Consider the following 26,490-nt stretch of genomic DNA (forward strand, 5'->3'; position numbering starts at 1 on the left):
CCGGGCGGTTTGCCTTCAGAAGTAGTAGCCGATGTTGATGTTGGTGCGGTAGTACCAGTCGTTGCTGCCGACCGAGTTGGTGCTGGTCCAGCCCGTGCCGTTCTCGGCGCCGCCGAAGGGGTTGGCGTTCTTCGCCCAGGTGAAGTCGACCCAGGCCATGATCGGCATGGCCAAAAACTGCGCGCCCACGGTAAACATCTGCGAGTCATCCCAGCCGCTTTTGTCTTTCATCATGCGGCTGTAGTCGTTGTAGACCTTGATCTTCTTCAACTGGCCAAGGCCCGGGGTGAAGATGTCGTAGCCGACGTTGATCGAGCCGATGGTGGCCTTGGAGGCGATCAGGTAGGCCGGGGTCAGGCCGTTGCCGCCCATCAGCACCGAATCGTTGCTGACGCCGTCGGGGTTCTTCGGATCGTACTCGTAACGAATCGCCTGGCTGGTGACCGTCCAGTTGCCGGCGTTGACGATCGCATGCACGCCGCCGGCCCAGTAGTCGCCATCGTCACGGGTGGTGGCGTTGTACAGCTCGGCTGCGGCCAGCGAGGCGCCGATTTCGGTTTTCCAGCCGTCACCGCTAAAGGTCCGGGCAACCCGGGCGTTGACCTGGTTGCGCTTCTCGTTGTCCTGGCGCGACTGGGTGAAGGCCACGGCGTTGTCGTCGAGATCGCTGTAACGGCCGACTTCCGGCGAGTAGCGGATGCCGCTGGGTAGCATGCGCGGGAAGTAGCCCAGTTGCAGGTCCCAGTCCTTGTCCTTGTAGCTGTATTTCAGGCCCGTGCCGGCACTGACGCCATAGCCCATGAAAAACGGGATGTGGTAACTCCAGCCAAACTGCGGGTAAGGCTCAAGGCCAAAGGGTTTGAATGGCGCGCCCAGTTGCACATTGGAATTGGCATTGAAGCGATAACCGACGTAGCCACGGTCGATCGAGCGCTTGCCGTCGTCCTGGAACCAGTAGCCGATGTCGCTGAACAGTTGCTTGTGGGTGGCCTGGACATCCAGGCGAAAGGTATCGAACAGAAAGCGCCCGTTGTTCTCGGTAGTGTCCCAGTGCTCATCGCGGTAATTGACCCGCAGCGCACCGCCGATATCCAGCGAACTCTGGCCGTCGTCACTGCGCCAGGCAATGTGCGGAAAGGGTTTTTTCACCGCTGGCGGCTGGTCCGGCGCCGCAGGGCCGGGCTCGGAAGCGAAACTGGTGGCGCTGCCGAGGATCAGGCCAAGGCTTATCACGTACTTGTTCATATCAATGCCCCGCAAGGTTGAGCAGTTTCTGTGGGCAACAGCTGTCCGCCGCCTGGGGTCAGGCGTTAAGCGAAGTCAGCGGTGGCGCATCGGTGGGTTTGTTATTATTTTATAGGTGGCACATTGTTTTTATTTATATTCGAGAGGGAAAGAGCAGGAACTGTGCCAGTGCCGATAAGTGGCGGTTGTTTGAATAAATATGATGTAAAACAATTATTTATATCTGAAACGCTTTAAACCGTGCCGTGGGTGAAACAGCGTGGTGTTTAAGTAACAGCGCTGGGCAATGGCAGTGCGGTTTAAGTGCACAGCGCGCGTTGACAGTGCGTGGGGTGTTTTATCAATGAATAAGTAATTGACTGTTTTAGGGCCGCTTTGCGGCCCATCGCCGGCAAGGCCGGCTCCCACAGGTCCTGAAAGTCGCGCAAAAAAAACCGGCACACTCGGTGCCGGCCAATTGCGCGTGTTGCAAGGGTTACAGATCAAGCACCATGCGCCGGCTCTTGCAGCCCGAGACACAGACCATCATCGATGTGTTCGCCGCCCGTTCGGCCTTGGTCAGCACGCCATCGCGGTGGTCGATATCACCTTCCAGCACCCGGGTTTCGCACGAGCCGCACACCCCTTCGCGGCAGCTGTACTCGATATCGCAGCCGGCTTCGAGCAGCACATCAAGCAGGTTCAGCCCAGGCTCGACGTTCAGGGTCTTGCCGGACTTTTTCAGCTCGACGCTGTAGCTGTCCTGGGCATCTTCCGAGGGCGGCAGTTCGGCGGCGGTGAAGCGTTCGATATGCGCATGGGGGTAACCGAGGCTTTCGCAGGTGCTCTCGAAGGCATCGAGCATCGGCGTCGGGCCGCAGCAGTAGAAGTGCGTATCGCCGGGCTGCCCGGCCAGGTAATGGGCCAGGTCCGGTACCGCGTTCTTCTCGTCGTTGAAGTGGTAGAGCACCTTGGCATCGACCCCGCTGAGTTCTTCCAGCAGCGCCGCTTCCTTGCGCGAGCGGGCGCAGTAGATCAGCTCGGCGGATTTGCCCAGTGCCAGCAACTGGCGAAACATGCAGTAGATCGGCGTGATGCCGATGCCGCCGGCCACCAGCACGTTGTGGCTGGCGTGCGGGTCGAGGGCGAAGTTGTTGCGTGGCTGCGAGATGCGCAGTTGCGTGCCAACGCGCAGTTGTTCATGGACGAACGCCGAGCCGCCGCGGCTGTTGCGATCGCGCAGAATGCCGACCACATAACGGCCCTGGTCGCTCGGCGAGTTGAGCAGTGAATAGCTGCGCACCAGGCCGTTGGGCAGGTGCAGGTCGATGTGCGAGCCGGCTTCGAACGGCGCGAACACGGTGTCGCCCCAGGGGCGCAGTTCGACGCTGATGATGCCTTCGGCTTCGTGGCGCAGGGTGTGCACCAGCGCGGTGATGGTAGAGGAGTTGGACATCGGTCACCTCAATGGCGCAGTGCGCAAGTCAATGTCGAGCCGGGCGCTGGCTTCGATTTCCACCACCAGCTCGGGGAACACCAAGGCGCTCACCTGAACCAGGGTGGAGGTGGGGTAGCAGGCAAAACCTTGGAAGAAGTCGCGGCGGGCGCGACCGACTTCGTCCTTGTCGGCAATGTCGGTGAGGTACAGCGTCAAGCGGTAGAGATTGCCGATGTGCCCGCCTGCCGCTTCCACCAGCGCCCGGATCTTGTTCAGTACCACCAGGGTCTGCGCGTAGGCATCCAGTGGCACGCCGCGCTCGGCAGCCTGGCGAGTGGCGGGATGGCCGGTCATGCCGGACATCACCAGCTCGTTGCCCAGCAGCAGGGCGTTGGACCAGCTGGCAGTGGCCAGCTCGGTCACCGCCTGTGCCTGGATACGGTGCACGGGCAGGCTCATCACAGCGGCTTCGCTTCGATCAGCGCCAGTTGCTCCTTGGCCTTGCCCTTGAGGTAGCGGCGCAGGCGCACCACACCCAGGTCATGCTGATAGAGGTTCTCGCGCTGGTTGGCGTCGTACTCCATGAACTCCAGCAGCACCCGGTCCTGCTCCAGCACCGTCCAGTGGCGGGCTTCCAGGCGGTTCTTGTAGAGGAAGCGCCAGGTGTCGCGCTGCCAGCCGGTCAGTGGCCGCGCGCGCCAGTGGAATACTGCCGAGAGGCTACGGCTGCTCGGGGTGTAGCTGCCGATGATGGTGAAGTTGCCGCCCGGGCCGCCGGTCTTCGGATAGGGGATTTCCAGGCGCAGCCAGTGGCAGCCGTTGTCGAGGAATTCGGTCCAGTCGAAGTTGACCCCGCGCTGGCCTTCCTTTTCGAAAAAGAAGCCCTGTTCGGTGTCGCGGGTGACGAATTTGGCGGTGGCTTCGCCTTCGCTCATCGAGTGCGACATCTTGTGCAGGTAGGTGCCGTGCATCGGGTCCATGACGTTGTCGAGCACATAGCGGTAGTCGCCTTGCCACTCGGTGTAGCAGAGAAAGCTGCTCCATTCGGGCGAGGTCAATTGCTCGGGCAGCACCAGCTCTGGCGGGGTGTCCAGGTGCGGGTCGGTGGCGTTGAACAAAAAGATCGCCCCGGCCGCCTCACGGGTGTGGAACATGCGCGTCGGGCGGCTGCCTTCGAGCTTGCAGCCGGGGCTGCCGGGGACCTTGGTCACGGTGCCGTCGCAGCGCACTTCGACGCCGTGGTACGGACACTGCAGGCGGTCGCCCAGCACCGGGCCCTGGGACAGTGGCGCGCCACGGTGCGGGCAGTGGTCTTCGAGGGCATGCACGCTGCCATCGTTGTCGCGCCACAGGGCGATCTTGTAGCCCAGGCGACGTACCGACAGCGGCTTGTCGCCAAGCAGCTCGGAGGGCAACACAGGAAACCAGAGGTCTTTGAGGCCGTTGGCCAGGTGGTTCTCAACAGGATCGACGGTGAATTGCATATTCATCTTGTTTTACCTCCGGCGGGTCATGCGCCCAGCCGCGCCATCAGGGTTTTATAGGAGTCTTCGGTCCACTCGCCGCTGGTCAAAGGGCAGGGCGGCCCAGCCAGGTTCAGGTGCGCCAGCAGCTCGGGCAGCTGGGTGATGCCATTGCCGTAGGCGCGCTCGATGGAATCGCCGAGCAGTTCCTCGAACGGGGTGTTGGGCCGTTTGCGCGCCTGATGGGGTTCCAGGTAGCGTGGGGTGTTGCTCATGTCATTGACCTCCATTGCGGACCCGTTCGCGGATCATTTCGCGGACCGGGACAAAGTCGTACGTCGGGTAGCATTCGGTGCGGAACACGCCCCAGGCGGCGCGCTCCAGTTCCACATTGACCTTGCCGAGCAAGCTCGGCGGCAGGCGCAGGGTGACGATCTGGCCCAGGCCCATGGCCACGGTCCAGGACAGCAGCTCGACGCCGGCCGGCGGGAAGCTGTCCCACCAGCCCATCTGCTTCATGTGCGCCTGGATCTGTTCCAGGTTCTTCGACTGGTCGTGCTTGAGCACCACCGTCAGTTGCATCGTCTCGCTCATGCTTGGGCCTCAAGCGGCACTGGCAGTGGGCACAGTCCAGGCGTCGTAGCCGTAGACCCAGTCGGCATTGCCGCCGGCCTTGAGCCACTGGTTTCCGCGTGAACCGATCTGGATCTGGCTGGTGCGCTCCAGGCGCGCCCGTTGGTAACCCTGCAGGGCGCTGGTGATCTGCGCCGGGCTGGTGACACCGTGCAGATGACGGGCCAGCACCACCGCGTCTTCGATGGCCTGGCCGGCGCCCTGGGCCATGAACGGCATCATCGGGTGGCAGGCGTCACCGAGCAGGGTGATGGCGCCTTCGGACCAGTACGGCAGCGGGTCACGCTCGTACAGCGCGGTCTTGAGGACTTCATCGCAGGCATCGAGCAGCGCCCGTGCGTCGGCATGAAAGTCCTGGTAATGGCTGCGCAGCTCGGCGGCGTCGCCGGCAGTGGTCCAGGACTCCAGGTGCCAGCTGTCCTGGGCAGTGGTGGCGAAGATGAAGATGTCGCGGCCCTGGTTCAGCGGGAAGGTGACGATCTGGCTCTGCGGGTTGGGGCCCCACCATTTGGTGAAAGCCTGGATGTTCGGTACATGCGCTACACGCTCGGCCGGGACCACGGCGCGGTAGGCGACCACCCCGGTGAAGCGCGGCTGCTCTTCACCGAACAGGGCATTGCGCACCACCGAGTGAATGCCGTCGGCGCCGATCAGCAGGTCGGCACGATGGTGGCTGCCGTCCTTGAAGCGCAGCTCGACGCCATCGGCATCCTGCAGCACCTGCTCGGCACGCTTGGCGAACTGCACGTTGTGCAGCGGAAACACATCGGCCAGGGCCGCCAGCAAATCGGCGCGGTGGATGGTCAGCTGCGGTGCGCCGTACTGGCTTTCAGCGGCGTCGGCCATCTCCAGGCGCGAGGTTTCTTCGCCTGTGTCCCACAGGCGGCTGATGCGGTGGGTCGGGCGCGCGGCCGGAATGCGCACCGCCGGGCCCACGCCGAGGCCATCGAGGGCGCGCACGGCGTTGGGGGTGAGGTTGATGTCGGCACCGACCCGCAAAAAGGCTTTGGACTGTTCGAAAACCGTGACCTGGTGACCGGCCTGGCGCAGGGCGATGGCGGCGGTGAGGCCGCCGATACCGGCACCGTTGATGGCGATGTTCAAAGAAGACATGGACAACTCCTGCTCAGGGTTTGGGTTTGTCGGTAAGGAACTTGCCTTGCGGCGCCTCGACATGCTGCTGGCGCCGGGTATTGCCATCGATGCCGCCGGCAATCGCCCATTCGGCAAACACCGTCGGGCCCGGCTCGAACTCGCGCGGCTGCCATTCGCCGGTCAGCTGGTCTTCGTCGGCGTAATACTCGACCAGGGCGCCGGCCGGGTTCTTGAAGTACCAGAAGAACGCCGACGACACCGGGTGGCGGCCCGGGCCGATCTCGGTGGCCCAGCCACTGCGCGAGATGTGCATGCCGCCGCCGAACACCTCGTGCAGGTCGCGCACGGTGAAGGCCACGTGGTTCAGACCGGCGCGGGGGGCCGGCAACTGGAGCATGAACAAATCGTGGTGGCCACCTTCTTCGGCGGTGCGCAGGAACGCGCCGCGGTTGGGGTAGCGGTCCGAGGCCTGGAAGCCGAAGCGCTCGTGGTAGAAGGCTTCGCAGGCATTCACATCCTTGACGAAGAACACCACGTGGCCGACCTCGATCGGCGTGGCGCGCTCGTACACCGGCGCCGGCTTGTTGATCCGGCCCTTGGTCTGCCAGGTGTTGTGGCCGCTGCACTCGATGTCCAGTGCGCGCTTGCGGGTCACCTGCAGGCGGATCGCCAGGCCGTTGGGGTCGGTGCAGCCGATGCGCCCGTTGCCTTCGACAAAGCCCGGGTCATTGGCGATGCGCTGGCTGTACAGGGCCAGGTCCGCTTCGCTTTCAACGCCCCAGACCACCTCGCGCACGGTCGAGCCCGGCTCGATCGCCGCAGGCAGGCCGGTCTTGTTGATGTCGGCCAGTACCACCCGGCAGCCGTTGAGGGTTTCGAAGACGACCTCGTCGGCCTGTTCGCTGACCTTGTCCAGGCCCCAGTCACTGAAGAAGCGCACGCAGGTGTCGAGGTCTTCGACGCCGTAGGTGACTTCATCGATGCCCAATACGCTCATGGCTTTGCCTCCGCACCGGCCCAGGCCAGTGGTTGTTCGTTCATGCCCCAGTAGAGGCTTTTCTGTTCCATGTACTGCAGGATCCCCAGGCGGCCTTTCTCGCGGCCCAGGCCGCTGTCACGCCAGCCGCCGAACGGGGTGGCGATGGAGAACTGCTTGTAGGTGTTGATCCACACCGTGCCGGCCTGGATCTTGCGGCCCAGGGCCCAGGCACGCTTGTAGTCGCGGCTCCAGATGCCGGCGGCGAGGGCATAAAGGCTGTCGTTGGCCTGCTCGATCAGCTCGGCCTCGCTGTCGAACGGCAGGGCCACCAGCACCGGGCCGAAGATTTCTTCCTGGCAGGTCTGCTGGCCGTTGCTCAGGCCTTCGAGGATGGTCGGCGGGTAGAAGTAACCCTGATCAAACAGGCCGCCAGTCGGGCGTTGGCCGCCGAGCAGCAGGCGGCCACCTTCGGCCAGGCCCAGGGCCACGTAACGCTCCACCGACTCGCGGTGCGCGGCGCTGATCAGCGGGCCCATCTGCGTGGCTTCGTCCGCCGGGTCGCCCAGGCGCAAACGTGCAGCACCCGCCACCAGGCGCTGCATGAACGGCTCGTACAGAGCGCGGGCAACAAACAAACGCGAGCCGGCAATGCAGGCCTCGCCCGAGGAGCTGAAGATGCCGTACAACACCCCGGCCACGGCGTGATCGAGGTCGGCATCATCGAGGACGATGGTCGGCGACTTGCCGCCCAGTTCCAGCGACACCGGCATCATCTTGTCGGCGGCGATGTGGGCGATGTGCTTGCCGGTTTTGGTCCCGCCAGTGAACGACACACGCTTGATCAGCGGGTGCTGCGTCAGCGCATCACCGAGCAGCGAACCCTTGCCTGGCAGCACGCTGACCAGGCCCTTGGGCAAGCCTGCGTCTTCGCAGATCTGCGCCAGTTGCAGGGCCAGCAGCGGGGTGATTTCTGCCGGCTTGATCACCACTGCGTTACCGGCGGCCAGGGCCGGAGCGACCTTTTGCGCTTCGCTGGCAATCGGCGAGTTCCACGGGGTAATGGCCGCGACCACGCCCATCGGCTCGTAGACGCTCATGCTGACGAAGTCGCCGCGCGACGGGGTGATGGTCTCTTCCAGGGTTTCGCAGGCAGCGGCGAAAAACTGGAAAGTACCGGCGGCGCTGGCCACCAGGGCGCGGGTTTCGTTGATCGGCTTGCCGTTGTCCTGGCGCTGCAGTTGCGCCAGTTCTTCGCTGCGCTGGCGGATCAGTTCGCCGATGCGGTACAGCACGGCGGCGCGTTCGTGCGGCTTGCGCTGGGCCCAGCCGCTGTTGAGGAAGGCCTGGTGGGCGCCTTGCACGGCGTCTTCGACATCCTCGAGGCTGGCGGCGTTGAGCCAGGCCACCGGCTCGCCCGTGGCCGGGTAGCGTGTGGCGTAGCGCTCGCCACCGCCCAGGCGCCAGGTGCCGGCGATGCAGATAGGTAGAGTCTGTTCCAGCGTCATCGACGTTCCCCTAGATGGAAATGGCATGGGCGTGGTTGCCCAGGGCGCGGACCACGCTGTAGACGGTCAGCGCCGAGGTCTTCGGGTTGGCCAGCAGCGGCTTGCCGCGCAGGCTCATCTCGAAACCGCCGAAGGCGCCACGGGCTTCGAAGTGGTGCACGTTCTCTTCGCTGAGCGGGTCGGCAATCAGTGTCACCCGCGTGCGGTCCAGGCCAAGGCCGGCCAGCGACAGGGTGGCGGCGACGTTGGCGTTCTTCGGATACAGGCGCGCCGCCTCGCGGGCGCTGCCCTCGAAGATCACCGTGGCCTGGTCGATGGTGTCCAGGTCGCAAACCTCTTCGGCCGGGGTGTTCTTCCAGGCCCTGGCCGGTTTGCGGCCGGTGTAGTCGACCGAATCCAGGCCACCGACCTTGGCCGCCGACAGCGCATCGACGCCGCCGATGGCGCCGGGCAGCAGCTCGATGCGGGTGTTGCCACGGGCGGCGGCGGCCTCCAGGCGCTCGACCAGGCCCAGCTCCGACAATGCACCAACCGAGACGATCAGGCAGGCGATGCCGCGCTCAAGCGCCGGCAGCACATGCTCCTCGATTGCCTTGTGCCCGGCGCATTCCACCAGCAAGTCTGGACGGGCGTCGGCGGGCAGGGCGGTGAGCACCTGCGGCGGGCGCTTGAAACTGGCCAGGCGCTGTTGCACCAGGGCTTCAGAGCCTGCCGAGGCAATCACATGCTCGACCCGCATCTGCGCATCGTTCTCCAACAGTTCCAGCACCGCGACGCCAATGGCGCCGCAACCGATCATGGTGATATTGAGCATGCGCAAGTCCTCAGGCCGTGGCTTTCTGGGCTTTGGTTTCGCTGTTGGGCGGCCCTGCGAACTGGGTGGCAAAGCCGCCGACGCTGAGCATGTCGACTTCCAGCAGGAACGGCCCGCCCTGGCTCAGGGCGTTGTCGAGCACCGGGCCGAAGTCCTTCAGGTCGCTGACCAGGCCATGGCGCAGGCCGATGGACTCGGCCAGCTTGGTGTAGTCCGGGGTGTGCAGTTCGACATAGGCGTGGCGGGCGCCGTAGATGGCATCCTGGATATTGCGGATCACCCCGTAGCGCTGGTCGTTCATCAGCAGGATCACCACGTTGGCTTTCTCCTGCACCAGGGTCGCCAGCTCACCGAGGTTGAGGATGAAACCGCCGTCGCCAGCCAGGGCGAAGACCTTGCGCTGCGGGTCGGTTTCCGCCGCTGCCACGGCCGCGCCAATGCCCATCGCCAGGCCCTGGCCGATGCCGCCACCGAGGGCATGCACGCCGGCCAGCGGGTGGTAGAGGTTGAGCAGGCGGTTGCCCCAGATGCTGTTGGACAGGGTCACGTCGCGCACCCAGGAGAAGTTGCGCCCGGTCAGCCCCTGCAACTGCTCGACCATCGCCGAGTACGGGCCGAGGTCGGCCACCAGCTGCGCGCGCGATTGCGTGCGTACGGCCTTGAGCTCGTCGATGAAGTTCGGGTCGATGTTCAGGCGGCCTTCCAGGCGGTCGGCCAGACCCTCGAGGGCCAGGGCCGAGTCGCCGCAGATGAACAGCTCGCTGGAGTAGCTGCGCCCTTCGATGGCCGGGTTGGCATCGATGCGCAGGGTGGTGCGCGGCAGCTTCAGGGCGTACTTGAAGGTTTCGTTGCTGCGCAGGCGCGAACCGGCTACCACCAGCGCATCGCAGCTTTGCAGAAAGCCTTCGACCAGCTTGTTTTGCGAGAAGGCGCCGAGGCAACGCTCGTCGTCTTCGTTGACCACACCGCGACCCTGGGTCGAGGTGATCACGCCAACGCCCATGTCCAGCAGGCGCTTGACCTGCGCACCAGCGTGGCGGGCGCCGCCGCCGAGCCAGAGCAGCGGACGGGTGGCGCTGGCCAGGCGTTCGGCGACCAGGTCCAGGGCTTCAGGCGCCGGCACGGCAACCGGGATCGGCAGCGGCGACAGGTCGGTCGGCATGGGGATGAAGGTCGACTGGATATCGATCGGGATTTCGACGCTGACCGGGCCGGTCGGCGCGGTCAGGGCGGTCTGTACGGCGAGCTTGAGGGTGCTCAGTGCGGTCTCGACGCTGCGTACGCGAAAGGCCGCCTTGGACACCGCTTTGAGCATGGTCAGCTGGTCGCGGGCTTCATGGATGTAGGCGAAGTCCTGGTCCAGGTACGGCGTTTCGATCTGCCCGGTGATGTGCAGCAGCGGCGTGCCGGCGGTCAGCGCTTCGACCAGCGCCCCGGCGGCGTTACCGGCGGCGGTGCCGGTGGAGGTCAGGCACACGCCCAGGCCGCCGGTGGTGCGGGCATAGGCATCGGCCATGTTGGTCGCGCCGGCCTCGCCACGAGCCATGACGAAGCGAATGTTGCCGCGCACGGCGAACGCATCGAGGATCGGCATGTTGTGGATCGAGATCACGCCGAAGGCGGCCTTGACCTCGCATTGTTCGAGGAACGCGGTGATGGCAGCGCCAACGGTGACAGTGTTTTCATTACGCATGGCGGGACAGGCCTCCAGAAACATCGATATGGCTGCCAGTGGTGTAGGCCGACAGGGGCGAAGCCAGGAACAGGATCGCTTGGGCTGCTTCTTTGGGCAGGCCCAGGCGCCCCAGGGGAATGTGTTTGCGTTGCGCCAGTTGCGCGGTCCATTGCGACCAGTCCAGGCCGCGCTCTTCGCGGGCCTCGAAGCGCCGGCGCCACTGGCCGGACTCGACCAGGCCGATGAGGATGCCGTTGACCCGGATGCCCTGTTCGGCGAACTCGGTGGCCATCGAGCGCACCAGGTTCTTCAGGCCCGCACGGGCCGCCGAGGTGGCGACCATGTGCGGCTCCGGCTGGCTGGCCAGCAGCGAGTTGACGCAGACGATCGAGGCGCCGGCCTGGCCCTGCAGTTGCGCCAGGAAGGCGCGCACCGGGTAGATCACCGAGAAGAATTTCAGCTGCAGCTCTTCGCTCCAGGCCTCATCAGTGGTGTCGGCAAAGGTCGAGACCCGGCCTTGGCCGGCGTTGTTGATCAGCACCTGGGCCGGGCCCAGCGCGGCCAGGCTGGCGGCGGCGAAAGCGTTGACTGACGCGGCATCCAGCACATCGCAGACGTGAGCCAACAGGCGCGCTTTGGGGAAACGTTCGCGCAGGCGTGCTTCTGCGCTGTTCAAGCGGTCTTGATCGCGACCACAAAAGGCCACTGCCGCACCGGCTTCAAGCAGTTGCTCGACGCAGGCCAGGCCAATTCCGGAAGAGCCGCCGGTGACGATGGCGGTGCGCCCGTGCAGTTGATAGAGGTTGCTCATGTCAGTCCCTCATCAGCGCGGTGACGCGGCCGGAGCCTGCGTGCGGGGTGTAGTTGAGCAGGCGCGACAGCTCGTCGGCGCTGCCCCGCACATGGCCGAGCAGGCCGTCGAAATTGATGTGCGCAACCTGCACGGTAGGGATGGTCACGCCCATGGCGGCAACCACCCGGCCACTGTGATCGCGCACCGGCGCGGCGATGGTCGAGATCGATGATTCGAAGAAACCTTCGCCGCTGACATAGCCACGCTGACGGTCGCTCTGCACCAGGTCGAACAGCTCCAGCACGGTTTTCGGCGTGCACGGCGAGTGCTGTTCCAGGTGCTCCTCCGGGTACAGCTCGCGTAGCTCGGCCAGGCTCAGGTCTTCAAGGAGGATGCGCCCCAGCACCGTGGCGTGGGCCGGCAGGCGGGTGCCGACGTTGACCGCGCTGGAGAACACCGACGGCGGCGAAACCTTGGCCACGTAGACGATCGAGCGACCGTCACGCACCACCAGGTTGCTCGGGTAATTAAGGTGATCGCACAGCCGCGCCAGCAGCGGTTGACCGAGCTCGGTCAGTTCCAGCGAGGCCAGGTACTCGAAGCCCAGGCGCAGCACCGACATGCCCAGACGGTATTCGTTGCCGCTGCGGGTGACGAAGCCCATGGTTTCGAGGGTGGTCAGCAGGCGGAAGATGGTCGAGCGCGGCAGCTCCAGGCGCCGCGCCAGTTCCGGCGCGGTGAGGGTGCGGTTTTGCCGGCTGAATTCACAGAGCAGCAACAGGCCGCGCTCAAGGCCGGGGACGATGTATTTGTCCTGGTTGTCTTTCAACAGATCCGAATCATTCATAGCGCAGTACCTGTCAGGGATTCTTCGAGGGCCCGGGCAAGCAGCGTTGCCACGGCCTCGGGTTGTTCGATCGGGCTGGCGTGGCCGGCCTCGGCAATCAGCGCAAACGCTGCCCCCAGGGCCTTGGCCAGGGCCTGGCAGTCCTCGGGGCGGGTGATGCTGTCGGCGCCGCCGCAATGCACTTCGCACGGCACGGCCAGGGCTGCGTAGCGCAGCAGGTCGTCGCCGCACAGTAGCTCGATGGCCTGGCGATAGCCCTGGGGCAGCAGCCGCGCCATGTTCCATTGCACCCAGGCGCGGGCCTCGCTGCTGGCCGCTGGCGAGAGCATGTGCGCGCTGCGCTGGTTGGCCATCTGGGCGATGCCCAGTTGCTCAAGGGTGTGCAGGCGCTGGTTGCGCACCTGTTGCGCCTGCTCGGCGCGGGCCGGGTCGCCATAGCCGCGAGCCGGGCTGATCAGCACCAGGCGCCGCACCCGTTGCGGCTGCTGCTGGGTCAAGGCCGCGGCGCTAAGGGCGCCGAGGGAATGGCCGACCAGCAGGCAGTCGTCAATCTGCAGCGCATCGAGCAATTGCAGCAGGCGCCGGGCATAGTCCGCCGCTTGCGGTGCTGGGGCGGCCAGCGGGCTGGAGTCGCCGTAGCCCGGTGCATCCCAGGCAATCACCCGGGCGTGCTGGCTCAGTTGCAGCGCCACCTGCAGCCAGGACGCGGCGCCCGAGCCGATGCCATGCAACAGCACGATGGCAGGCCCGTGGCCGGCTTCGCGGATCGCCTGGGCGCCGCTTGCCAGTTGCACCAGGCGCTGGGGGAAGCGCTGCTGCAACTGGGCCTCAAGGCCGGCGAGGGCGTGGTCGGTGGCGTGCAACATCGGCTTAACCGCGCTTGATCGAGGCCAGCGGGTGCGCTGGCGGGTAGGTCGGGGTGACCGGCTTTTTCGCGCCGAGCATCACGCACATCAGCGCGTCTTCATCGCCGATGTTGATCTCTTCGCGGTACACGCCTGGCGGAACCGAAATCAGGTCGCGGTCGGTGAGCACGGTTTCGAAGCGCTCGCCGTCTTTCTCGATGATCACCTTGAGCTTGCCGCGCAACACGAAGAACACTTCCTCGACGTCGGTATGGATGTGCGGCGGGCCTTCATGGCCGGCCGGGATGACCATGGTCGAGAAGGTGAAGTTCTCTGACGGAATGGTGTTCATGTCGCTGTTGACCCCGGTACCGCCAGTGCCGACGTAGCGCATTTGCGCGCGGCGGAACTTGGGGTCGAAGTCGGCCTGGAACTTCAGCGCGTCCCAGTCGTACTTGCGGGTCTGGTAGCGGGCGATGCGGGTTTGCATCCAGCCAGCCAGGTCCGAGCCTGCGGGCTGTTCCCAGGTTTTCGGGGCGTCGTTTTGTACGGATAGGTCGGTCATGGGTTTCTCCTTGCTCAAGGCATGACGAACCCGCCGTTGACCGGCAGGGTTTGTCCAGTAATGAAACGCGACAGGTCGGACAGGGCGAACAACACGGCGCCACTGACGTCTTCTGGCAGTTGCGGGCGTTGAATTGCCCGTTGTTCGGTGTACAGGCGGTGGCGCGCCTCGGGCACATAGGCGGTGGCTTCAACCAGCACCAGGCCGGGGGCGATGGCATTGACGGTGATGTTGTCAGTGCCCAATTCGCGGGCCAGACTGCGGGTCATGGCGATGATCGCGCCCTTGCTGGCGACATACGCCAGCAGGTTCGGCGCGCCCCACAGCGGAGTGTCGGAGGCCAGGTTGATCACCGCGCCTTTGCCGCTGGCGCGCAGGGCCGGCAGGCAGGCGCGGGTCATCAGCCAGGTGCCACGGACGTTGACCTGCATGACCTGGTCCCAGGTGTCGATGTCCAGTTGCTCGCAGGTCTTGCCGCCGGAGTTGGTGATCGAGGCGTTGTTGACCAGGCCGTCGAGGCCGCCCAGTACGGCAACCGCCTCGGCGACGCAGGCATTGATTGATTGCGGGTTGCCCAGGTCGAGGGTCACGCCGGTCACTTGCAAGCCTTGCTCGCGCAGCTCGCAGGCGGCCTGCAGCACGCGCTCCTGGAGAATATCGGCGATCACTACCTGGGCACCGGCCTGGCCGATGGCCTGGGCGAAGGCATAGCCCAGGCCGCGGGCGCCCCCGGTGACCAGCACGCGGCGGCCTTCGAGCATGGAGTTGAATGGGCTCATCATTGGGTACTCAGCATGGCTTTGGGCAGGTAGTGCAGGACGCGTTTCTCGGCCCAGACCACCGCGCCGTAGGCCAGCACGCCGATCAGGGTGAGCATGACGATGGCGACGAAGACGCCGGCGGTGTTGCCCTGGCCTTCAGCGTCGACCAACAGGAAGCCCAGGCCCTGGTTGCCGCCGACCAGTTCGCCGACGGTGACCCCGATCACTGCCAGGGTCGAGGCGATGCGCAGGCCCGAGAACAGCGCGGCCATGGCCGAGGGGAACTCCACCAGGCGGAAGATCTGCCAGCGGCTGGCGTTCATGGTGCGCACCAGGTTGATCATGTCCGGGTCAACGGTGCGGATCGCCGAGAGCACGTTGATCATCACCGGGAAGAACACGATAAGGATGGCAATCAGGATCTTCGGGTAGATGGTGTAACCCAGCCACATCACGAACAGCGGCGCGAAGGCGACTTTCGGGGCGATCTGCAGGGCCAGGATGTACGGCGAGAGCATGGCCTCGGCCGACGGCGACAGGCCCAGCGACACGCCGATGGCCACGCCCAGCAGGGCGCCGAGGCCAAAGCCGACGATGATCTCGAAGGCGGTAATCAGGGTGTGCTGCAGCAGGCCGCTGGACTGCCACATCACCACGCTTTCCTGGGCCACGCGGCTCAGTTGCGGCATGACGAACTCGGGCATGCCGAGCAGGCCGGGGCCCCACTGCCAGAGCAGCAGGAACAGGATCAGCAGGGCGACGCTGCCGAGCACGGAGGTGTTGAGGTTTCTCATCGGGCTAATACCTTGTTATGCATCCCGGCTTATTGCGCGGCCGTGGTGGTTTCGATGAACTGGTTGCTGTAGAGCTCGTCGAGCTTGGGTTCCTTGGCGACGATGCCTTCGCTGACATAGAACTTGCGCACAGCGTCCAGGCGCGCCGGGTCGATGCGCCCGAGCACGGTCTGGTTGGCGTAGACGTGCTCGACGTAGAGGCGCAAAGTTTTCTCCAGCGCCGCTTCCTTGCCGGCGTAGGCCGGGACCGCTTTGGCGAAGGTAGCGGCGGCGGCTTTCGGGTCCTGGATGATGTCGCGCATGCCCTGCAGGGTTGCCTGGACCACGCCGCCGACCACCTGCGGCTGGTTCTTGATCGCCTCGTCCGAGGCGAGGATCGCCTGGGCCATGCTCTCGAAGATCTCGTTCTGCGGGATCAGGCTGATCTTCAGCCCGGCCTCTTCGGCATTCACCACCCAGTCCGGCACCCCGGCCATGGCCTGGGCCTTGTTGGCCGAAAACAGCTGCCACACGCCCGACGGCCCGGCGGCCTGGATATCGACGTCGGTCTTGCTCAGGCCAGCCTTGCGCAGCGAGGCGAGCAGGGCGTAGTATGTGGTGTCGGAGTAGGACATCACGGTCAGGGTCTTGCCCTTGAGGTCCTTGATCGACTGGATGTTCTCGCCGGCGTTGGTGGCGATCATGGTCACCCCGCCGGCACCGAGCACTGCTACCGCGCGCACCGGAATACCGTTGGCGCGGACCACGATCGGGGTATCACCGATGGCGCCGCCAAGCATGGCGTTGCCGGCACCGATCTGCTTGGCGACATCGACCCCGCCCTTGGCGGCGATGAAGGTCAGGTCCAGGTCCCTGGCAAGGTAGTAGCCCTTTTCCTTGGCGATGATCCACGGCGCGAAGGCCGGCGAGTTTGGCGGCGCGGGCAGCAGGTAGGTGACCTTGGTCGGCTCTGCCTGGGCAGTGAGCGCCAGGCCAAGGCCCAGGGTGATGAGCGAAGTCTGTGCCAGGCGTTGCAGGGACTTGAACATGCGTACTCCTGAATCGGTTGATGGGCCGGTGGCCGTTGATCAATGCAGTTCGGTGTCTTCGCCGACTTTCAGCAGTTCCATCAGGCGCCCGGCCAGCGGGCCGATTTCCGGCAGCTTGCGGCGCTCCAGCGGGTTGTCGCGAAACGGCAGGTCGACAGTGATTTCTTCGATGATGGTGCCCGGGCGGGCGCTCATGACCAGCAGGCGGTCGGACATGGCAATCGCCTCGACCAGGTCGTGAGTGATGAACAGCGCGGTTTTCTTTTCTTCGAACAGCATCCGCGCCAGGTCCTGTTGCAGGATCATCTTGGTCTGCGCATCGAGGGCCGAGAACGGCTCGTCGAGGAACAGCACCTGCGGGTCGATGGCCAGGGTCCGGGCCAGGGCGGCGCGCTGGCGCATGCCACCCGACAGCTGGAACGGGTAGTGGTCGGCAAAGCCTTGCAGGTGGCAGCGATTGAGCAGATCTTCGGCAATCGGCTGGCGCTTGGCGGCGGGCATGCCCTGGATTTCCAGGCCCAGCTCGACGTTGCGGCGGATACTGCGCCAGGGCATCAGCAGGTCTTTCTGCAACATGAAGGCCACCTTGCGCACCGGCCCGACCACCGCCTCGCCGCCGACGAAGACTTCGCCTTCGCTAGGGCGGTACAGGCCGGAGCCCATATTGAGGATGGTGCTCTTGCCGCAACCGGATGGGCCGATGATCGACACCACCTCGCCGCGACGGATCTTGAAGTTCACCTCGCGAATGGCAAAGGGCGCGTCGGCCTTGCCCTTGGCCGGGAAACACTTACCGACATTGCGAAATTCGATTTCGGTCGGCTCCAGGTCTTCCTTGGAGTGCGGCGTATTCCATTGAGAGGGGATTGCGTACATCTCTTTCACAGCCATTGGGGAAGCTCTCTGGTCTGTTTTATAGGTGATACGCGGTTTAGTGCATGAACAATGCCAAATGTGTATTGGCCCTGTTTTATTTAAAAAGTGCTTATTTATTAATGAGTTGATGGATTAAGGTTAACGCTCGTTTGTTTTATATATGAAACAAGGTTTTCTATATGGCACGAATTTGCACAACAACGGCGCGTGGCAATTGCTGGTGCAATGAAAAGAGGCTTTTTTCGGTAACGCAGGGGAAGGGCTGGTTTCATGGGTGAAACCAGAAACTGTGGAAGCTGGCTTGGCAGCTCCCACAGGAACAAGCATTAACCTGTCAGGCGCGAGCCGGCTTGAGCACCAGCCACAACGCCACGGCAATCAACAGCCCGCCATACAGGTGCGCCATCGACAGCGGTTCGTCCAGCAGCCAGGCGCCCCAGAGCACGCCGAAGGCCGGGATCATGAACGTCACGGTGCTGGATTTGACCGGCCCGATCTCGCTGATCAGGCGGAAATAAAGGATGTAGGCAAAGGCGGTACACACCAGCCCCAGGCCCAGCAACGACGCCCACACCTGCCAGCCCCCCCAGCTTGCCGGCGGCTGGGTCAGCACGCTGTAGCCGAACAACGGTAACAGCAGCAAGGTCGCGCCCATCATGCTGCCCAGCGCCGACAGGCGGCTGTCGAGGCCGCCTTGTTGGTCGAGCCAGCGCCGGGCGAGAAAACCGGCCAGGCCGTAGCAGGCGGTCGCCGCCAGGCACGAGAGGGCGCCTTGCAGCAGCTTGGCGTCGAACGCCACCGGGCCTGCGCCACTGAGAATGCCAACCCCGAACAGGCCGAGGAAGATACCGCTGAGCTTGGCCAGGGTCATCGGCTCACGGAAGAACAATGCGCCAATCAGCACGCCCATCAGCGGCGTGGTGGCATTGAAAATCGCCGAATAACCCGCTGGCAGCACCTGGGCGGCCACTGAATAAAGGGTGGCGGGGATCCCCGAGTTGATCATGCCCAGCACCAGGCAGGCCTTGAGCTTGCCATTGAAGTCCCAGCGAACCCGCAGCAGGGCGAGAATCACCAGCAGGCCGAGGCAGGCGATGGAGACGCGGAAAAACGCCGTGGGCAGGGTGCCGAGCACCGGCGCGATGATGCGCATGAACAAAAAGCTCGCCCCCCAGACAGCAGCAAGAATCAACAGGCGGGATATGGCGATGGGGCTCATGGGGCTCTCCGGGTCCTTTGGGGGCAGGGCGCGAGTTTACGTTACATGGCAGCCTGAGCTCTCTCCCTTTCTTGCGCTCGAATTCAGCATGCGCCGAGTTTGGCCGATACAGCCGTGCCAACAGGCTTTCCCTGCCCGTGGCGACTGGCTAAGCTCAGGCTTTGACATTCCCGCAGAGGTCTGACGTATGCCCCAGCAATGGCCGGCCGCCGATATCGCCCGGATGATCCTCGATGGCTTCGACGATTACCGCGAGCATTTCCGCCAGATCACCGACGGCGCCCGCGAGCGATTCGAGCAGGCCCAGTGGCAACAGACCCAGAGCGCCTCGGCGGCGCGCATCAATCTGTATGAGGAAAAGGTCAGCGAGGTCAGCGGCTGGCTGCGCCAGGGTTTCGAGGGTGAGGTGCTGCTCGACGTCTCGCTGTGGCCGCTGGTCAAAAGTGCCTATATCGGCCTGATCGACCCGCGCCTGGACGATGAACTGTCGGAGACCTGGTACAACTCGATCTTCTGCAGCCTGTTCAGCCATGACCTGATCAGCGATGGCTGCATGTTCATCCACACCACCCGGCCAGCGCTGCGCAGCCACGAGCGGGCAGCGCAAACCCGCACCTATCGGCCGCAAAGCGGCTTGAGCGCGTTGCTGGCGCAGGTGTTTGCCGACTACCGCTTCGATGTGCCCTACGCCGACCTTGCCGGTGACCTCGCGCGCCTCGAAGCGCAGCTGCGCGAGAACTTGCCGGACTGGGTCTGCAAGGACCCGGCCCTGGCCGTCGAGCTGTTTTCCTCGGTGCTGTACCGCAACAAGGGCGCTTATCTGGTCGGGCGCCTTTACACCCAGGACGAGCAGTGGCCGCTGGTGATCCCGCTGCTGCACCGCGAGGGCCACGGCATCGAGGTCGACGCGCTGATCACCGACGAAGCCGAGGTGTCGATCATCTTCTCCTTCACCCGCTCGTACTTCATGGTCGATGTGCCGGTGCCGGCCGAGTTCGTCGGTTTTCTCAAGCGCATCCTGCCGGGCAAGCACATCGCCGAGCTGTACACCTCGATCGGCTTTTACAAGCACGGCAAGTCGGAGTTCTACCGGGCGCTGATCAACCACCTGGCCGGCACCGATGACCGCTTCATCATGGCCCCGGGCGTGCGTGGCATGGTCATGAGCGTGTTCACCCTGCCGGGCTTCAACACCGTGTTCAAGATCATCAAGGACCGCTTCTCGCCGTCAAAGAACGTCGACCGCGCCACGGTGATCGAAAAGTACCGGCTGGTAAAAAGCGTCGACCGTGTCGGGCGCATGGCCGATACCCAGGAGTTCTCCGACTTTCGCTTCCCCTTGAGCAAGTTCGAGCCCGAGTGCCTGGCCGAACTGCTGGAAGTGGCGCCGTCCACTGTCGAGGTGCATGGCGACACTGTGCTGATCCGCCACTGCTGGACCGAGCGGCGCATGACCCCGCTCAACCTCTACCTGGAAAACGCCAACGACGCCCAGGTGCGCGAAGCCCTGGAAGATTACGGCCTGGCCATCAAGCAACTGGCGGCGGCGAATATCTTCCCCGGTGACATGCTGCTGAAGAACTTTGGCGTTACCCGTCACGGCCGGGTGGTGTTCTACGACTATGACGAGATCTGCTTTCTAACCGAGGTCAACTTTCGTTATATCCCGCCGCCGCGCACGCCGGAGGATGAAATGGCCTCCGAGCCCTGGTACTCGATCGGTCCACTGGATGTGTTCCCTGAGGAGTTTCCGCCGTTTCTGTTCGCCGATAGCGGCCAGCGCCGGCTGTTCAACCAGTTGCATGGCGAGTTGTACGACGCCGATTACTGGAAGAGCCTGCAGGCGGCGATCCGCGGCGGCAAGGTGATCGACGTGTTCCCGTACCGGCGCAAGTGCCGGGAGGGTTGAACAACATCGCGGGGCAAGCCCGCTCCTACAGTTGAATGCGGCCGCTACCCTTTCAAGCACTTCAACTCACTGAAACTCTGGCGCACCTGTGCAAGCTTCTGCTCCAGATGCTGGCGCTGCTGTTCGCTGCTCTGCGCCATTACGTCCACCAGCAAGCGCCGCGCCTCTTGCTCGGTGCGCTGGAAGGCGATCCGGTATTCCGGGGTCCACAGGGTTTCGCGCTTTTTCAGCAGGATTTCGAGGCGCGGTTCGAAGCTGTCGCTGTGGCGCTGGTCCATGGCCGCGCTGAACTGTGCCTGCCAATGGGCGCGGTTGGCGATCCACTGGCGGTTCTGTTCGCCCAGGCCCTGGGACCAGGTCATGACTCGCAAACGCTGCTGCGGGCTGAGCTCGCCCAGCCAGGTGCTCAGGCGTTTCTCCATACGCTCGGCGCGGCGTTCGATCTGCCGCGCCAGCGGCGTATTGACGTACTTGGCCTGGCGCTCGCGGATATCGTCGGCAAAGGCTTCGCGCATTTCCCGCACTTGCTCGTCATCCATGCTGCGCAACAGTTCGGCGGCCGACGGAGTGATCTGGTCGGCGACCTTGGCAATCGCCTGCCGGGCCTCTTCAGTACGTACCCGCAACTGCTGGTCGGTGACCGCGTTGCTGGTGACCATCGCCGTGATCTCGTCGATCCAGGTCAGGTAACCGGGCAATTGCGTACGGCAATGCCAGGCCAGTTGCTGCTTGAGCCGTTCATTGAGCCAGGTCTTCTGCTGGCGGTTCATGCTCAGGTAGTCGTTGAGCGACCAGGGCACCAGCGTGTCGAGGTTGCGGTAGGCCAGGTCGATACGGTTGCAGGCGACCACCAGCAGGGCCGATATCACCAGCAACAGAACGGTGCGCAGGTACTTGGACAGGCAGGCGTACATGAGCGAATCCTTGCGAAGGCTTGCTTGTCTTTATAGAACAGGGCTGGCCCTCGCGGTTCATTTTGCTGACAGGCCGTCATCGGCGACCGGGCGCAATTGCCGCTTGAGGTGTAGAATGCCCCGCTCGCAACGAGGATTTCCGGAAATGGCTTTAGTTGGGCGTTACAACACTTTGCAAGTGGTCAAGCACACAGACTTCGGTCTGTACCTGGACGGCGGGGCGGACGGCGAAATTCTGCTGCCTAACCGTTACATCCCCAAGGACACGCCCACCGAGGTCGAGGACTGGCTGAACGTCTTCATCTACCTCGACAGCGAAGACAAGCTGATCGCCACCACCGAAAAGACCAAGTTGCAGGTCGGCGATTTCGCCAGCCTCAAGGTCAAGGAAATCAACAGCATCGGCATCTTCCTCGACTGGGGCCTGCCCAAAGACCTGCTGATGCCGTACTCCGAAGAAAAGCGTCAGATGAAGGCCGGCGAGTACTGCGTGGTGCATGCCTACCTCGACAAGCGTACCCGCCGTATCACCGCCACCGCGCGCCTGGACCGCTACCTGGACAAGGTGCCGGCCAACTACAAGGTCGGCCAGGAGGTTGATTTGCTGGTGGTCGAAGAAACCCCGATGGGCTTCAAGGCGATCATCAACAACAAGCACTGGGGCCTGATTCACAAGAATGAGGTGTTCAAGTTCCTGCGTTCGGGCAAGCAGGAGAAGGGCTACATCAAAGAGCTGCGCAGCGACGGCAAGATTGCCCTCAGCCTGCAGCCCATCGGCCAGGACCTGGCCAACAGCCTGCACGACAAGATCCTGGCCAAGCTCAAGGACGCCAACGGCGTGCTGGCGGTCAGCGACAAGAGCGACCCGCAGCTGATCAGCGATCTGTTCGGGGTCAGCAAGGGCAACTTCAAGAAGGCCATCGGTGCCTTGTACAAGGATGGCCGCATCGTCATCCACGCCGACCGCATCGAACTGGCCTGATCAGACCTGCTTGAAGCCTGCAAAGCTCAGGTTCTCACCGCCTGGGCGCAGGTCTTTGAGCAGCGAATCGCGATCGGCGCTCAGCGCCAGGCTGATGGTCGAGCGGCGCTTGCCCGGGTGGCGCACTTCCATTTTTTCCTGATGGGCCTGCAGGTAGTTCACCGGCACCTTCAAATGCTGCAGCTCGTCGGTGTCGGGGGTGTGCAGCAGCAGGTTGACCCAGTCGGGCTGGCCCTTGCGCAGCAGTTTCACCGGCACATCGAACCACCACAGGCTGCGCTTGGTGTCGAGCACGGCAAACAGGGTGTTGTCGCTGTTGAGCACGGGGCGTTCCAGTTCCTGGTTGCGGCGGGCGATGGCGGTGGGTTTGTCGAGTTTCATGCAGGTTCCTACGGGTGACGCTTGAAAGGTCGCTTATTGTGCTGGCAACGCGATGAAACATAAAGCGACGTTATTCGCCGCCCTATCTAATGCCCCTGCATGCTCGGCAGGCGGCCCGCGGAAAAATAATTGAAACTCTCGCAAGCGGCCACGGGTCCACAGACTGTCGACTCTGACAGCGTTTATTTCCCCTTCAGGAGAACACCCATGAGTGGCACTAAAGATAAAGTAAAAGGTATGGCCAACGAGGCAGTTGGTAACGTCAAGCAAGGTGTTGGCAAGGTGACCGACAACGACAAGCTGCGCGCCGAAGGCAAGGCCCAGGAAGTCAAGGGCGAAGTTCAGCAAGCCGTTGGCAAGGCCAAGGATGCCGTGAAAAAGCCTTGAGTCTGCCTCAACACGCAAAGGACGGCGGCCATCCTCGGGTGGCCGTTGTGCTATCTGCGCCAATCAATCGCAACTTTGAGGCGATCGTCGATTAGACTTCAGGACGTACCTGTCAGATGAGTGTGTGAGGAACCGCCCATGACCCTCGAGCGGCGAAAGGAGACGCTATGATTTTTCCCGACCTGCGCGGCTTGCCGTTGCACCGTGTGCTGGTGCGCACGGTGAAGGAATTTCTCGATGACGAGATGTCCACCTATGCCTCGGCGCTGGCCTACCAGATGCTGTTTTCGCTGTTTCCCTTCCTGCTGTTCCTGATCGCCCTGATCGGTTTTCTGCATTTGCCCGACTTCTTCTCCTGGCTGCGCTTGCAGTCGGAACTGGTCTTGCCGCCCCAGGCGCTGGAGCAGGTCAATCCGGTGATCGACCAGTTGCAGCAGTCCAAGGGTGGGTTGCTCTCGGTGGGTATCGTTATCGCCCTGTGGACTGCGTCCGCCGGTGTGCGGTTGATGATGAGCGCCATGAACGCGGCCTATGACGTGGTCGAAGGACGCCCGGTGTGGAAGCGCATCCCGCTGTCGGTGGTCTACACCGTGGGTATTGCCGGCATGCTTCTGGCGGCCGCGGCGCTGATGGTGCTGGGGCCGCAGGTGATGGAATGGATTGCCTCGCAGATCGGCATGCAGGAGTTCATTGTCACCCTGTGGACCGTGCTGCGCTGGCCGGCGATCATCATCCTGATGATGGTTGCGGTGGCGCTGATCTATTACGTGATGCCCGATGTGAAGCAGAAGTTTCGCTTTATTACCCCGGGGTCGGTGCTGGCGGTAGTGGTGTGGATCATCGCTTCGTTGGGTTTTGGTTATTACGTCAAGACCTTCGCCGACTACAACGCCATGTACGGCAGTATCGGCGCGATCATTGTCCTGCTGTTGTACTTTTATATTTCTGCTGCCGTATTGCTGCTGGGCGCGGAGATGAATGCGGTGATCGAGCATATGTCCGAAGAAGGCAAGGACCCCGGCGAAAAAGACTTTGATGGCGCGGCCCCTGAGCATGATAAAAAGCATGTATCCGGGCTGGGCCGCGATCACTCGCTCGATCATGAAACCACGCCTGCCAGCGAACCCTTGAGTCGAAGCCAGCATGATTCATGACATTCTCAAAATGGGCGATGAGCGCTTGTTGCGCATCGCCCCACCGGTGCCGGCGCACATGATTGGCAGCGCCGAGCTTGAGCGGCTGATCGCCGACATGTTCGAAACCATGGAGCATGTCGGCGGCGTCGGCCTGGCCGCGCCGCAGATCGGCATCGACCTGCAACTGGTGATCTTCGGCTTCGAGCGCAGCGAGCGCTACCCGGATGCCGAGGCGGTGCCGCGGACCATTTTGCTCAACCCGCTGATCACGCCCTTGGGCACCGAGGTCGAGGACGGCTGGGAAGGCTGCCTGTCGGTGCCGGGCCTGCGTGGCGTGGTGCCACGCTACCAGCGGATTCGCTACGAAGGCATCGACCCGCAGGGGCAGCCTATCGTGCGCAACGCCGAAGGCTTTCATGCGCGGGTGGTGCAGCATGAATGCGACCACCTGATCGGCCGCCTGTACCCCTCGCGCATCCACGACTTCAGCCGCTTCGGTTATACCGAGGTGCTGTTCCCCGGGCTGGACCCGGCCAGCGACGACTGAACCCGCACCATCGCCAGCAGCGGCTTGCTTTGCTGGTAGCGCTGCAGGCGCTCGGCCAGTGGCGCAGGCAGGGCGTCGGTGGTGTTGAAGGCTTGGCGGGTGTAGAAGCTTGTCAGGTCCGGATGACAGAACAGCCAGATGTTGCCTTGCAACTCAGCCAGCGCCGCGTCGATCAAGCGGCCGGCGAGTTGCTGGCCGCGCCAGGCGGGGGCCACGAACAAGCCGGTCAGCCAATGGCCGCCGGGCACTTCACTCAGGCACAAGGCGGCGACGATTTCTTCGGCCCGGGCCACCCAAAGCCGGCCCTGGGCCGCCGCGCGCATGGGCGAGCCGTGGTTTCGATAGAATTTATTCAGCAAGGGCCGCTCGGGCGCAAGCAATGGGCAGTAGCGTAAACGGGTCACGGGTTTGATCTGGCAATGGCTCTACCCCGGGCTTTTACACCGCAAGGCAATCAATGTCGAGGGGCTTGCCTTGGAGTTATTGTTGCACAAGCGGTAACAGTGATTGTCCGGCTTCGCGATTTAACCGCCTGAAGTACCTTGTAAACTAACCACATCCCACAGAATAAGTTGTAGTGGGGTCGGGTCTTCGTGTTATGTCCCATCGCTTGATATAACAACTTCTCCGCGCCCTTATTGGCAAATGAAGTCAATCGATTAGTTTGATTGCTTTGCAGGCCTATTATCATGAAACGCTTAATTGCACTTGCTTTGGTTGCTGTTTCTTCGTTCGCCCTGGCGGATGAAATCAATACCGCTGCGGCACAACCGGTTGTTGAACAGTACGACTACAGCACCAACCTGGATATTGCCAAAGTCATCAGTTTGTCGACCATTCCCAATGTCTGTGAAGTGGTACCGGCAACCATGACCTACGAAGACCATCAGGGTCAGCGCCACACCATCGAGTACCGCGCCATGGGCGACGGCTGCAGCAACGGCTGATACCGTTCGGCGCCTCTGGGTTGCGCATTGCAGCGCTTGAGCTAGGGTAAATCGGGTCCAGGGTGGACAGGTTTTCTTATCTCACATGGAGTGATTGCAATGAACAGCCCTGAGAAAAATCTGCGGCACGGCCGCGTCATTTCACCCGAAAGCCGCGGTTCCAAGACCGTCGAACTGGGATTGCTTGGCAACTGGCAACTCAATGAAATGGAAGGCGGCAAGAACTTCCCGAGCCTGGCGGCAGGACCGGTGCCTGCACCCTTTCAGACGGATGACCCAAGTGTTGTGCCCCCCGCCGATGGATATATTCTAAGTGGCGGTAAACAGGACGCTCGTGACGTCGTCAATTACACCAACGCGGAAATGTCCGCGAAACTGGGCAAACCGTTTACCTGGCCGTTGTTGAATGTCACGCCGGGCCAGACTTTTCATGTGAAGTGGGAGTACACGGCCCCGCACACCACCCGTGGTTATCGCTGGTTTATTACCAAAGACGGATGGGATGCCAACAAACGTATCGGTCGCGCTCAGCTCGAAACGGCACCCTTTGCCGAAGATCTCTATCCGTACACGCCTTACTACGAGCATAAGGAGCAGCTCAAGGCCAAGGTTGAACACGACGTCAAGCTACCGGCCAACAAAAAAGGCCATCACGTAATCGTGCTGCTGTGGCTGGTCGCTGACACCGGCAACGCCTTCTACCAGGCCTTCGACGTCAACTTCCAGTAACCCG

The 26,490-nt window shown here is 63.3% G+C and carries 30 protein-coding genes; 7 read left to right on the forward strand and 23 right to left on the reverse strand.

The features are described 5' to 3' along the window. Positions 1-15: 15 nt before the first annotated feature. The 20 genes from ABIE20_RS09770 to ABIE20_RS09865 all read right to left on the reverse strand — a co-directional run bounded on the left by ABIE20_RS09770 (position 16) and on the right by ABIE20_RS09865 (position 18,554). Entirely contained in the window at positions 16-1,245 is a 1,230-nt protein-coding gene (locus tag ABIE20_RS09770; RefSeq protein WP_429504710.1) for a hypothetical protein, read from the reverse strand. Between the two features lie 475 nt (positions 1,246-1,720). Continuing rightward, positions 1,721-2,680 carry a PDR/VanB family oxidoreductase gene (locus ABIE20_RS09775; protein WP_429504712.1) on the reverse strand — a complete coding sequence of 320 codons (960 nt, stop codon included), beginning with the start codon at positions 2,678-2,680 and terminating at the stop codon, positions 1,721-1,723. A 3-nt stretch (positions 2,681-2,683) separates the two neighbouring features. Next, entirely contained in the window at positions 2,684-3,121 is a 438-nt protein-coding gene (locus ABIE20_RS09780; protein ID WP_429504714.1) for a Rid family hydrolase, read from the reverse strand. Then, on the reverse strand, positions 3,121-4,152 hold the full coding sequence (locus ABIE20_RS09785) for a Rieske 2Fe-2S domain-containing protein (protein WP_429504716.1): 1,032 nt from the start codon (positions 4,150-4,152) through the stop codon (positions 3,121-3,123). Before ABIE20_RS09785 ends, ABIE20_RS09780 begins: the two co-directional genes overlap by 1 nt. A gap of 20 nt (positions 4,153-4,172) precedes the next feature. Next, entirely contained in the window at positions 4,173-4,400 is a 228-nt protein-coding gene (locus ABIE20_RS09790) for a recombinase-like helix-turn-helix domain-containing protein (protein WP_429504718.1), read from the reverse strand. Between the two features lies 1 nt (position 4,401). Continuing rightward, the gene (locus ABIE20_RS09795; protein ID WP_429504720.1) at positions 4,402-4,719 is read right to left on the reverse strand and encodes a hypothetical protein; all 318 of its coding nucleotides are present in this window, start codon (positions 4,717-4,719) and stop codon (positions 4,402-4,404) included. A gap of 9 nt (positions 4,720-4,728) precedes the next feature. Further along, positions 4,729-5,871, reverse strand: a complete 1,143-nt coding sequence (locus ABIE20_RS09800) for an FAD-dependent monooxygenase (protein WP_429504722.1) — start codon at positions 5,869-5,871, stop codon at positions 4,729-4,731. A 13-nt stretch (positions 5,872-5,884) separates the two neighbouring features. Next, the gene (locus ABIE20_RS09805) at positions 5,885-6,850 is read right to left on the reverse strand and encodes a VOC family protein (protein WP_429504723.1); all 966 of its coding nucleotides are present in this window, start codon (positions 6,848-6,850) and stop codon (positions 5,885-5,887) included. Next, positions 6,847-8,337, reverse strand: a complete 1,491-nt coding sequence (locus tag ABIE20_RS09810) for an aldehyde dehydrogenase (RefSeq protein ID WP_429504725.1) — start codon at positions 8,335-8,337, stop codon at positions 6,847-6,849. Before ABIE20_RS09810 ends, ABIE20_RS09805 begins: the two co-directional genes overlap by 4 nt. A 10-nt stretch (positions 8,338-8,347) precedes the next feature. Then, positions 8,348-9,151: an aspartate dehydrogenase gene (locus ABIE20_RS09815; RefSeq protein WP_429504727.1), complete on the reverse strand. Its 804-nt coding sequence runs from the start codon at positions 9,149-9,151 to the stop codon at positions 8,348-8,350. 10 nt (positions 9,152-9,161) lie between these two features. Further along, a complete protein-coding gene (locus ABIE20_RS09820) occupies positions 9,162-10,844 on the reverse strand; it encodes a thiamine pyrophosphate-binding protein (RefSeq protein ID WP_429504729.1) in 1,683 nt (560 codons plus the stop codon). Next, positions 10,837-11,637 (reverse strand): SDR family oxidoreductase, encoded by an 801-nt coding sequence (locus tag ABIE20_RS09825; RefSeq protein ID WP_429504731.1) that lies wholly within the window; start codon positions 11,635-11,637, stop codon positions 10,837-10,839. Before ABIE20_RS09825 ends, ABIE20_RS09820 begins: the two co-directional genes overlap by 8 nt. 1 nt (position 11,638) lies before the next feature. Next, positions 11,639-12,466 (reverse strand): IclR family transcriptional regulator, encoded by an 828-nt coding sequence (locus ABIE20_RS09830; protein WP_429504733.1) that lies wholly within the window; start codon positions 12,464-12,466, stop codon positions 11,639-11,641. Next, positions 12,463-13,332 (reverse strand): alpha/beta fold hydrolase, encoded by an 870-nt coding sequence (locus tag ABIE20_RS09835; RefSeq protein ID WP_429504735.1) that lies wholly within the window; start codon positions 13,330-13,332, stop codon positions 12,463-12,465. The genes ABIE20_RS09830 and ABIE20_RS09835 overlap by 4 nt, the downstream gene beginning before the upstream one ends. A gap of 4 nt (positions 13,333-13,336) precedes the next feature. Then, a complete protein-coding gene (locus tag ABIE20_RS09840) occupies positions 13,337-13,876 on the reverse strand; it encodes a cupin domain-containing protein (RefSeq protein ID WP_429504736.1) in 540 nt (179 codons plus the stop codon). 14 nt (positions 13,877-13,890) lie between these two features. After that, the gene (locus ABIE20_RS09845) at positions 13,891-14,655 is read right to left on the reverse strand and encodes an SDR family oxidoreductase (protein ID WP_429504738.1); all 765 of its coding nucleotides are present in this window, start codon (positions 14,653-14,655) and stop codon (positions 13,891-13,893) included. Beyond that, positions 14,655-15,431, reverse strand: a complete 777-nt coding sequence (locus ABIE20_RS09850; RefSeq protein WP_429504740.1) for an ABC transporter permease — start codon at positions 15,429-15,431, stop codon at positions 14,655-14,657. The genes ABIE20_RS09845 and ABIE20_RS09850 overlap by 1 nt, the downstream gene beginning before the upstream one ends. Before the next feature lie 29 nt (positions 15,432-15,460). Beyond that, a complete protein-coding gene (locus ABIE20_RS09855) occupies positions 15,461-16,459 on the reverse strand; it encodes an ABC transporter substrate-binding protein (protein WP_429504742.1) in 999 nt (332 codons plus the stop codon). Between the two features lie 39 nt (positions 16,460-16,498). After that, on the reverse strand, positions 16,499-17,335 hold the full coding sequence (locus tag ABIE20_RS09860; protein ID WP_429504823.1) for an ABC transporter ATP-binding protein: 837 nt from the start codon (positions 17,333-17,335) through the stop codon (positions 16,499-16,501). Between the two features lie 334 nt (positions 17,336-17,669). Then, positions 17,670-18,554 carry a DMT family transporter gene (locus tag ABIE20_RS09865; protein ID WP_429504743.1) on the reverse strand — a complete coding sequence of 295 codons (885 nt, stop codon included), beginning with the start codon at positions 18,552-18,554 and terminating at the stop codon, positions 17,670-17,672. A gap of 187 nt (positions 18,555-18,741) precedes the next feature. Between ABIE20_RS09865 and aceK the strand changes: the two genes are divergently transcribed. After that, positions 18,742-20,463 (forward strand): bifunctional isocitrate dehydrogenase kinase/phosphatase, encoded by a 1,722-nt coding sequence (gene aceK / locus ABIE20_RS09870; RefSeq protein WP_429504745.1) that lies wholly within the window; start codon positions 18,742-18,744, stop codon positions 20,461-20,463. 44 nt (positions 20,464-20,507) lie between these two features. Here aceK and ABIE20_RS09875 read toward each other — a convergent pair whose 3' ends face one another. After that, complete coding sequence (locus tag ABIE20_RS09875; protein ID WP_429504747.1) at positions 20,508-21,377, reverse strand: DUF6279 family lipoprotein; 870 nt, start codon at positions 21,375-21,377, stop codon at positions 20,508-20,510. A 145-nt stretch (positions 21,378-21,522) separates the two neighbouring features. On the opposite strand from ABIE20_RS09875, the gene ABIE20_RS09880 reads away from it, so the two are divergent. Further along, a complete protein-coding gene (locus tag ABIE20_RS09880) occupies positions 21,523-22,359 on the forward strand; it encodes a CvfB family protein (protein WP_429504749.1) in 837 nt (278 codons plus the stop codon). On the opposite strand, the gene ABIE20_RS09885 is transcribed toward ABIE20_RS09880, so the two are convergent. Then, positions 22,360-22,740: a hypothetical protein gene (locus ABIE20_RS09885; protein ID WP_429504751.1), complete on the reverse strand. Its 381-nt coding sequence runs from the start codon at positions 22,738-22,740 to the stop codon at positions 22,360-22,362. Between the two features lie 207 nt (positions 22,741-22,947). Between ABIE20_RS09885 and ABIE20_RS09890 the strand changes: the two genes are divergently transcribed. The 3 genes from ABIE20_RS09890 (at position 22,948) to def (ending at position 24,810) form a co-directional block, all read left to right on the forward strand. Continuing rightward, positions 22,948-23,127, forward strand: coding sequence for a CsbD family protein (locus ABIE20_RS09890; RefSeq protein WP_429504753.1), 180 nt, complete (start codon positions 22,948-22,950; stop codon positions 23,125-23,127). 167 nt (positions 23,128-23,294) lie between these two features. Next, entirely contained in the window at positions 23,295-24,281 is a 987-nt protein-coding gene (locus ABIE20_RS09895) for a YihY/virulence factor BrkB family protein (RefSeq protein WP_429504755.1), read from the forward strand. Next, positions 24,271-24,810: a peptide deformylase gene (def, locus tag ABIE20_RS09900; protein ID WP_045193433.1), complete on the forward strand. Its 540-nt coding sequence runs from the start codon at positions 24,271-24,273 to the stop codon at positions 24,808-24,810. Before ABIE20_RS09895 ends, def begins: the two co-directional genes overlap by 11 nt. Here the strand turns inward: def and ABIE20_RS09905 are convergent. Beyond that, positions 24,762-25,214: a GNAT family N-acetyltransferase gene (locus ABIE20_RS09905; protein WP_429504756.1), complete on the reverse strand. Its 453-nt coding sequence runs from the start codon at positions 25,212-25,214 to the stop codon at positions 24,762-24,764. The two genes, def and ABIE20_RS09905, sit on opposite strands and share 49 nt — an antisense overlap. Before the next feature lie 285 nt (positions 25,215-25,499). Here ABIE20_RS09905 and ABIE20_RS09910 point away from each other — a divergent pair, with 285 nt between their 5' ends. Further along, on the forward strand, positions 25,500-25,757 hold the full coding sequence (locus ABIE20_RS09910) for a DUF2790 domain-containing protein (protein WP_429504758.1): 258 nt from the start codon (positions 25,500-25,502) through the stop codon (positions 25,755-25,757). 99 nt (positions 25,758-25,856) lie between these two features. After that, a complete protein-coding gene (locus ABIE20_RS09915) occupies positions 25,857-26,486 on the forward strand; it encodes a lytic polysaccharide monooxygenase auxiliary activity family 9 protein (RefSeq protein WP_429504760.1) in 630 nt (209 codons plus the stop codon). The last annotated feature ends 4 nt before the right edge of the window (positions 26,487-26,490 follow it).

It is taken from the genome of Pseudomonas sp. 2835, from assembly GCF_050435905.1.
Taxonomy (GTDB): domain Bacteria; phylum Pseudomonadota; class Gammaproteobacteria; order Pseudomonadales; family Pseudomonadaceae; genus Aquipseudomonas.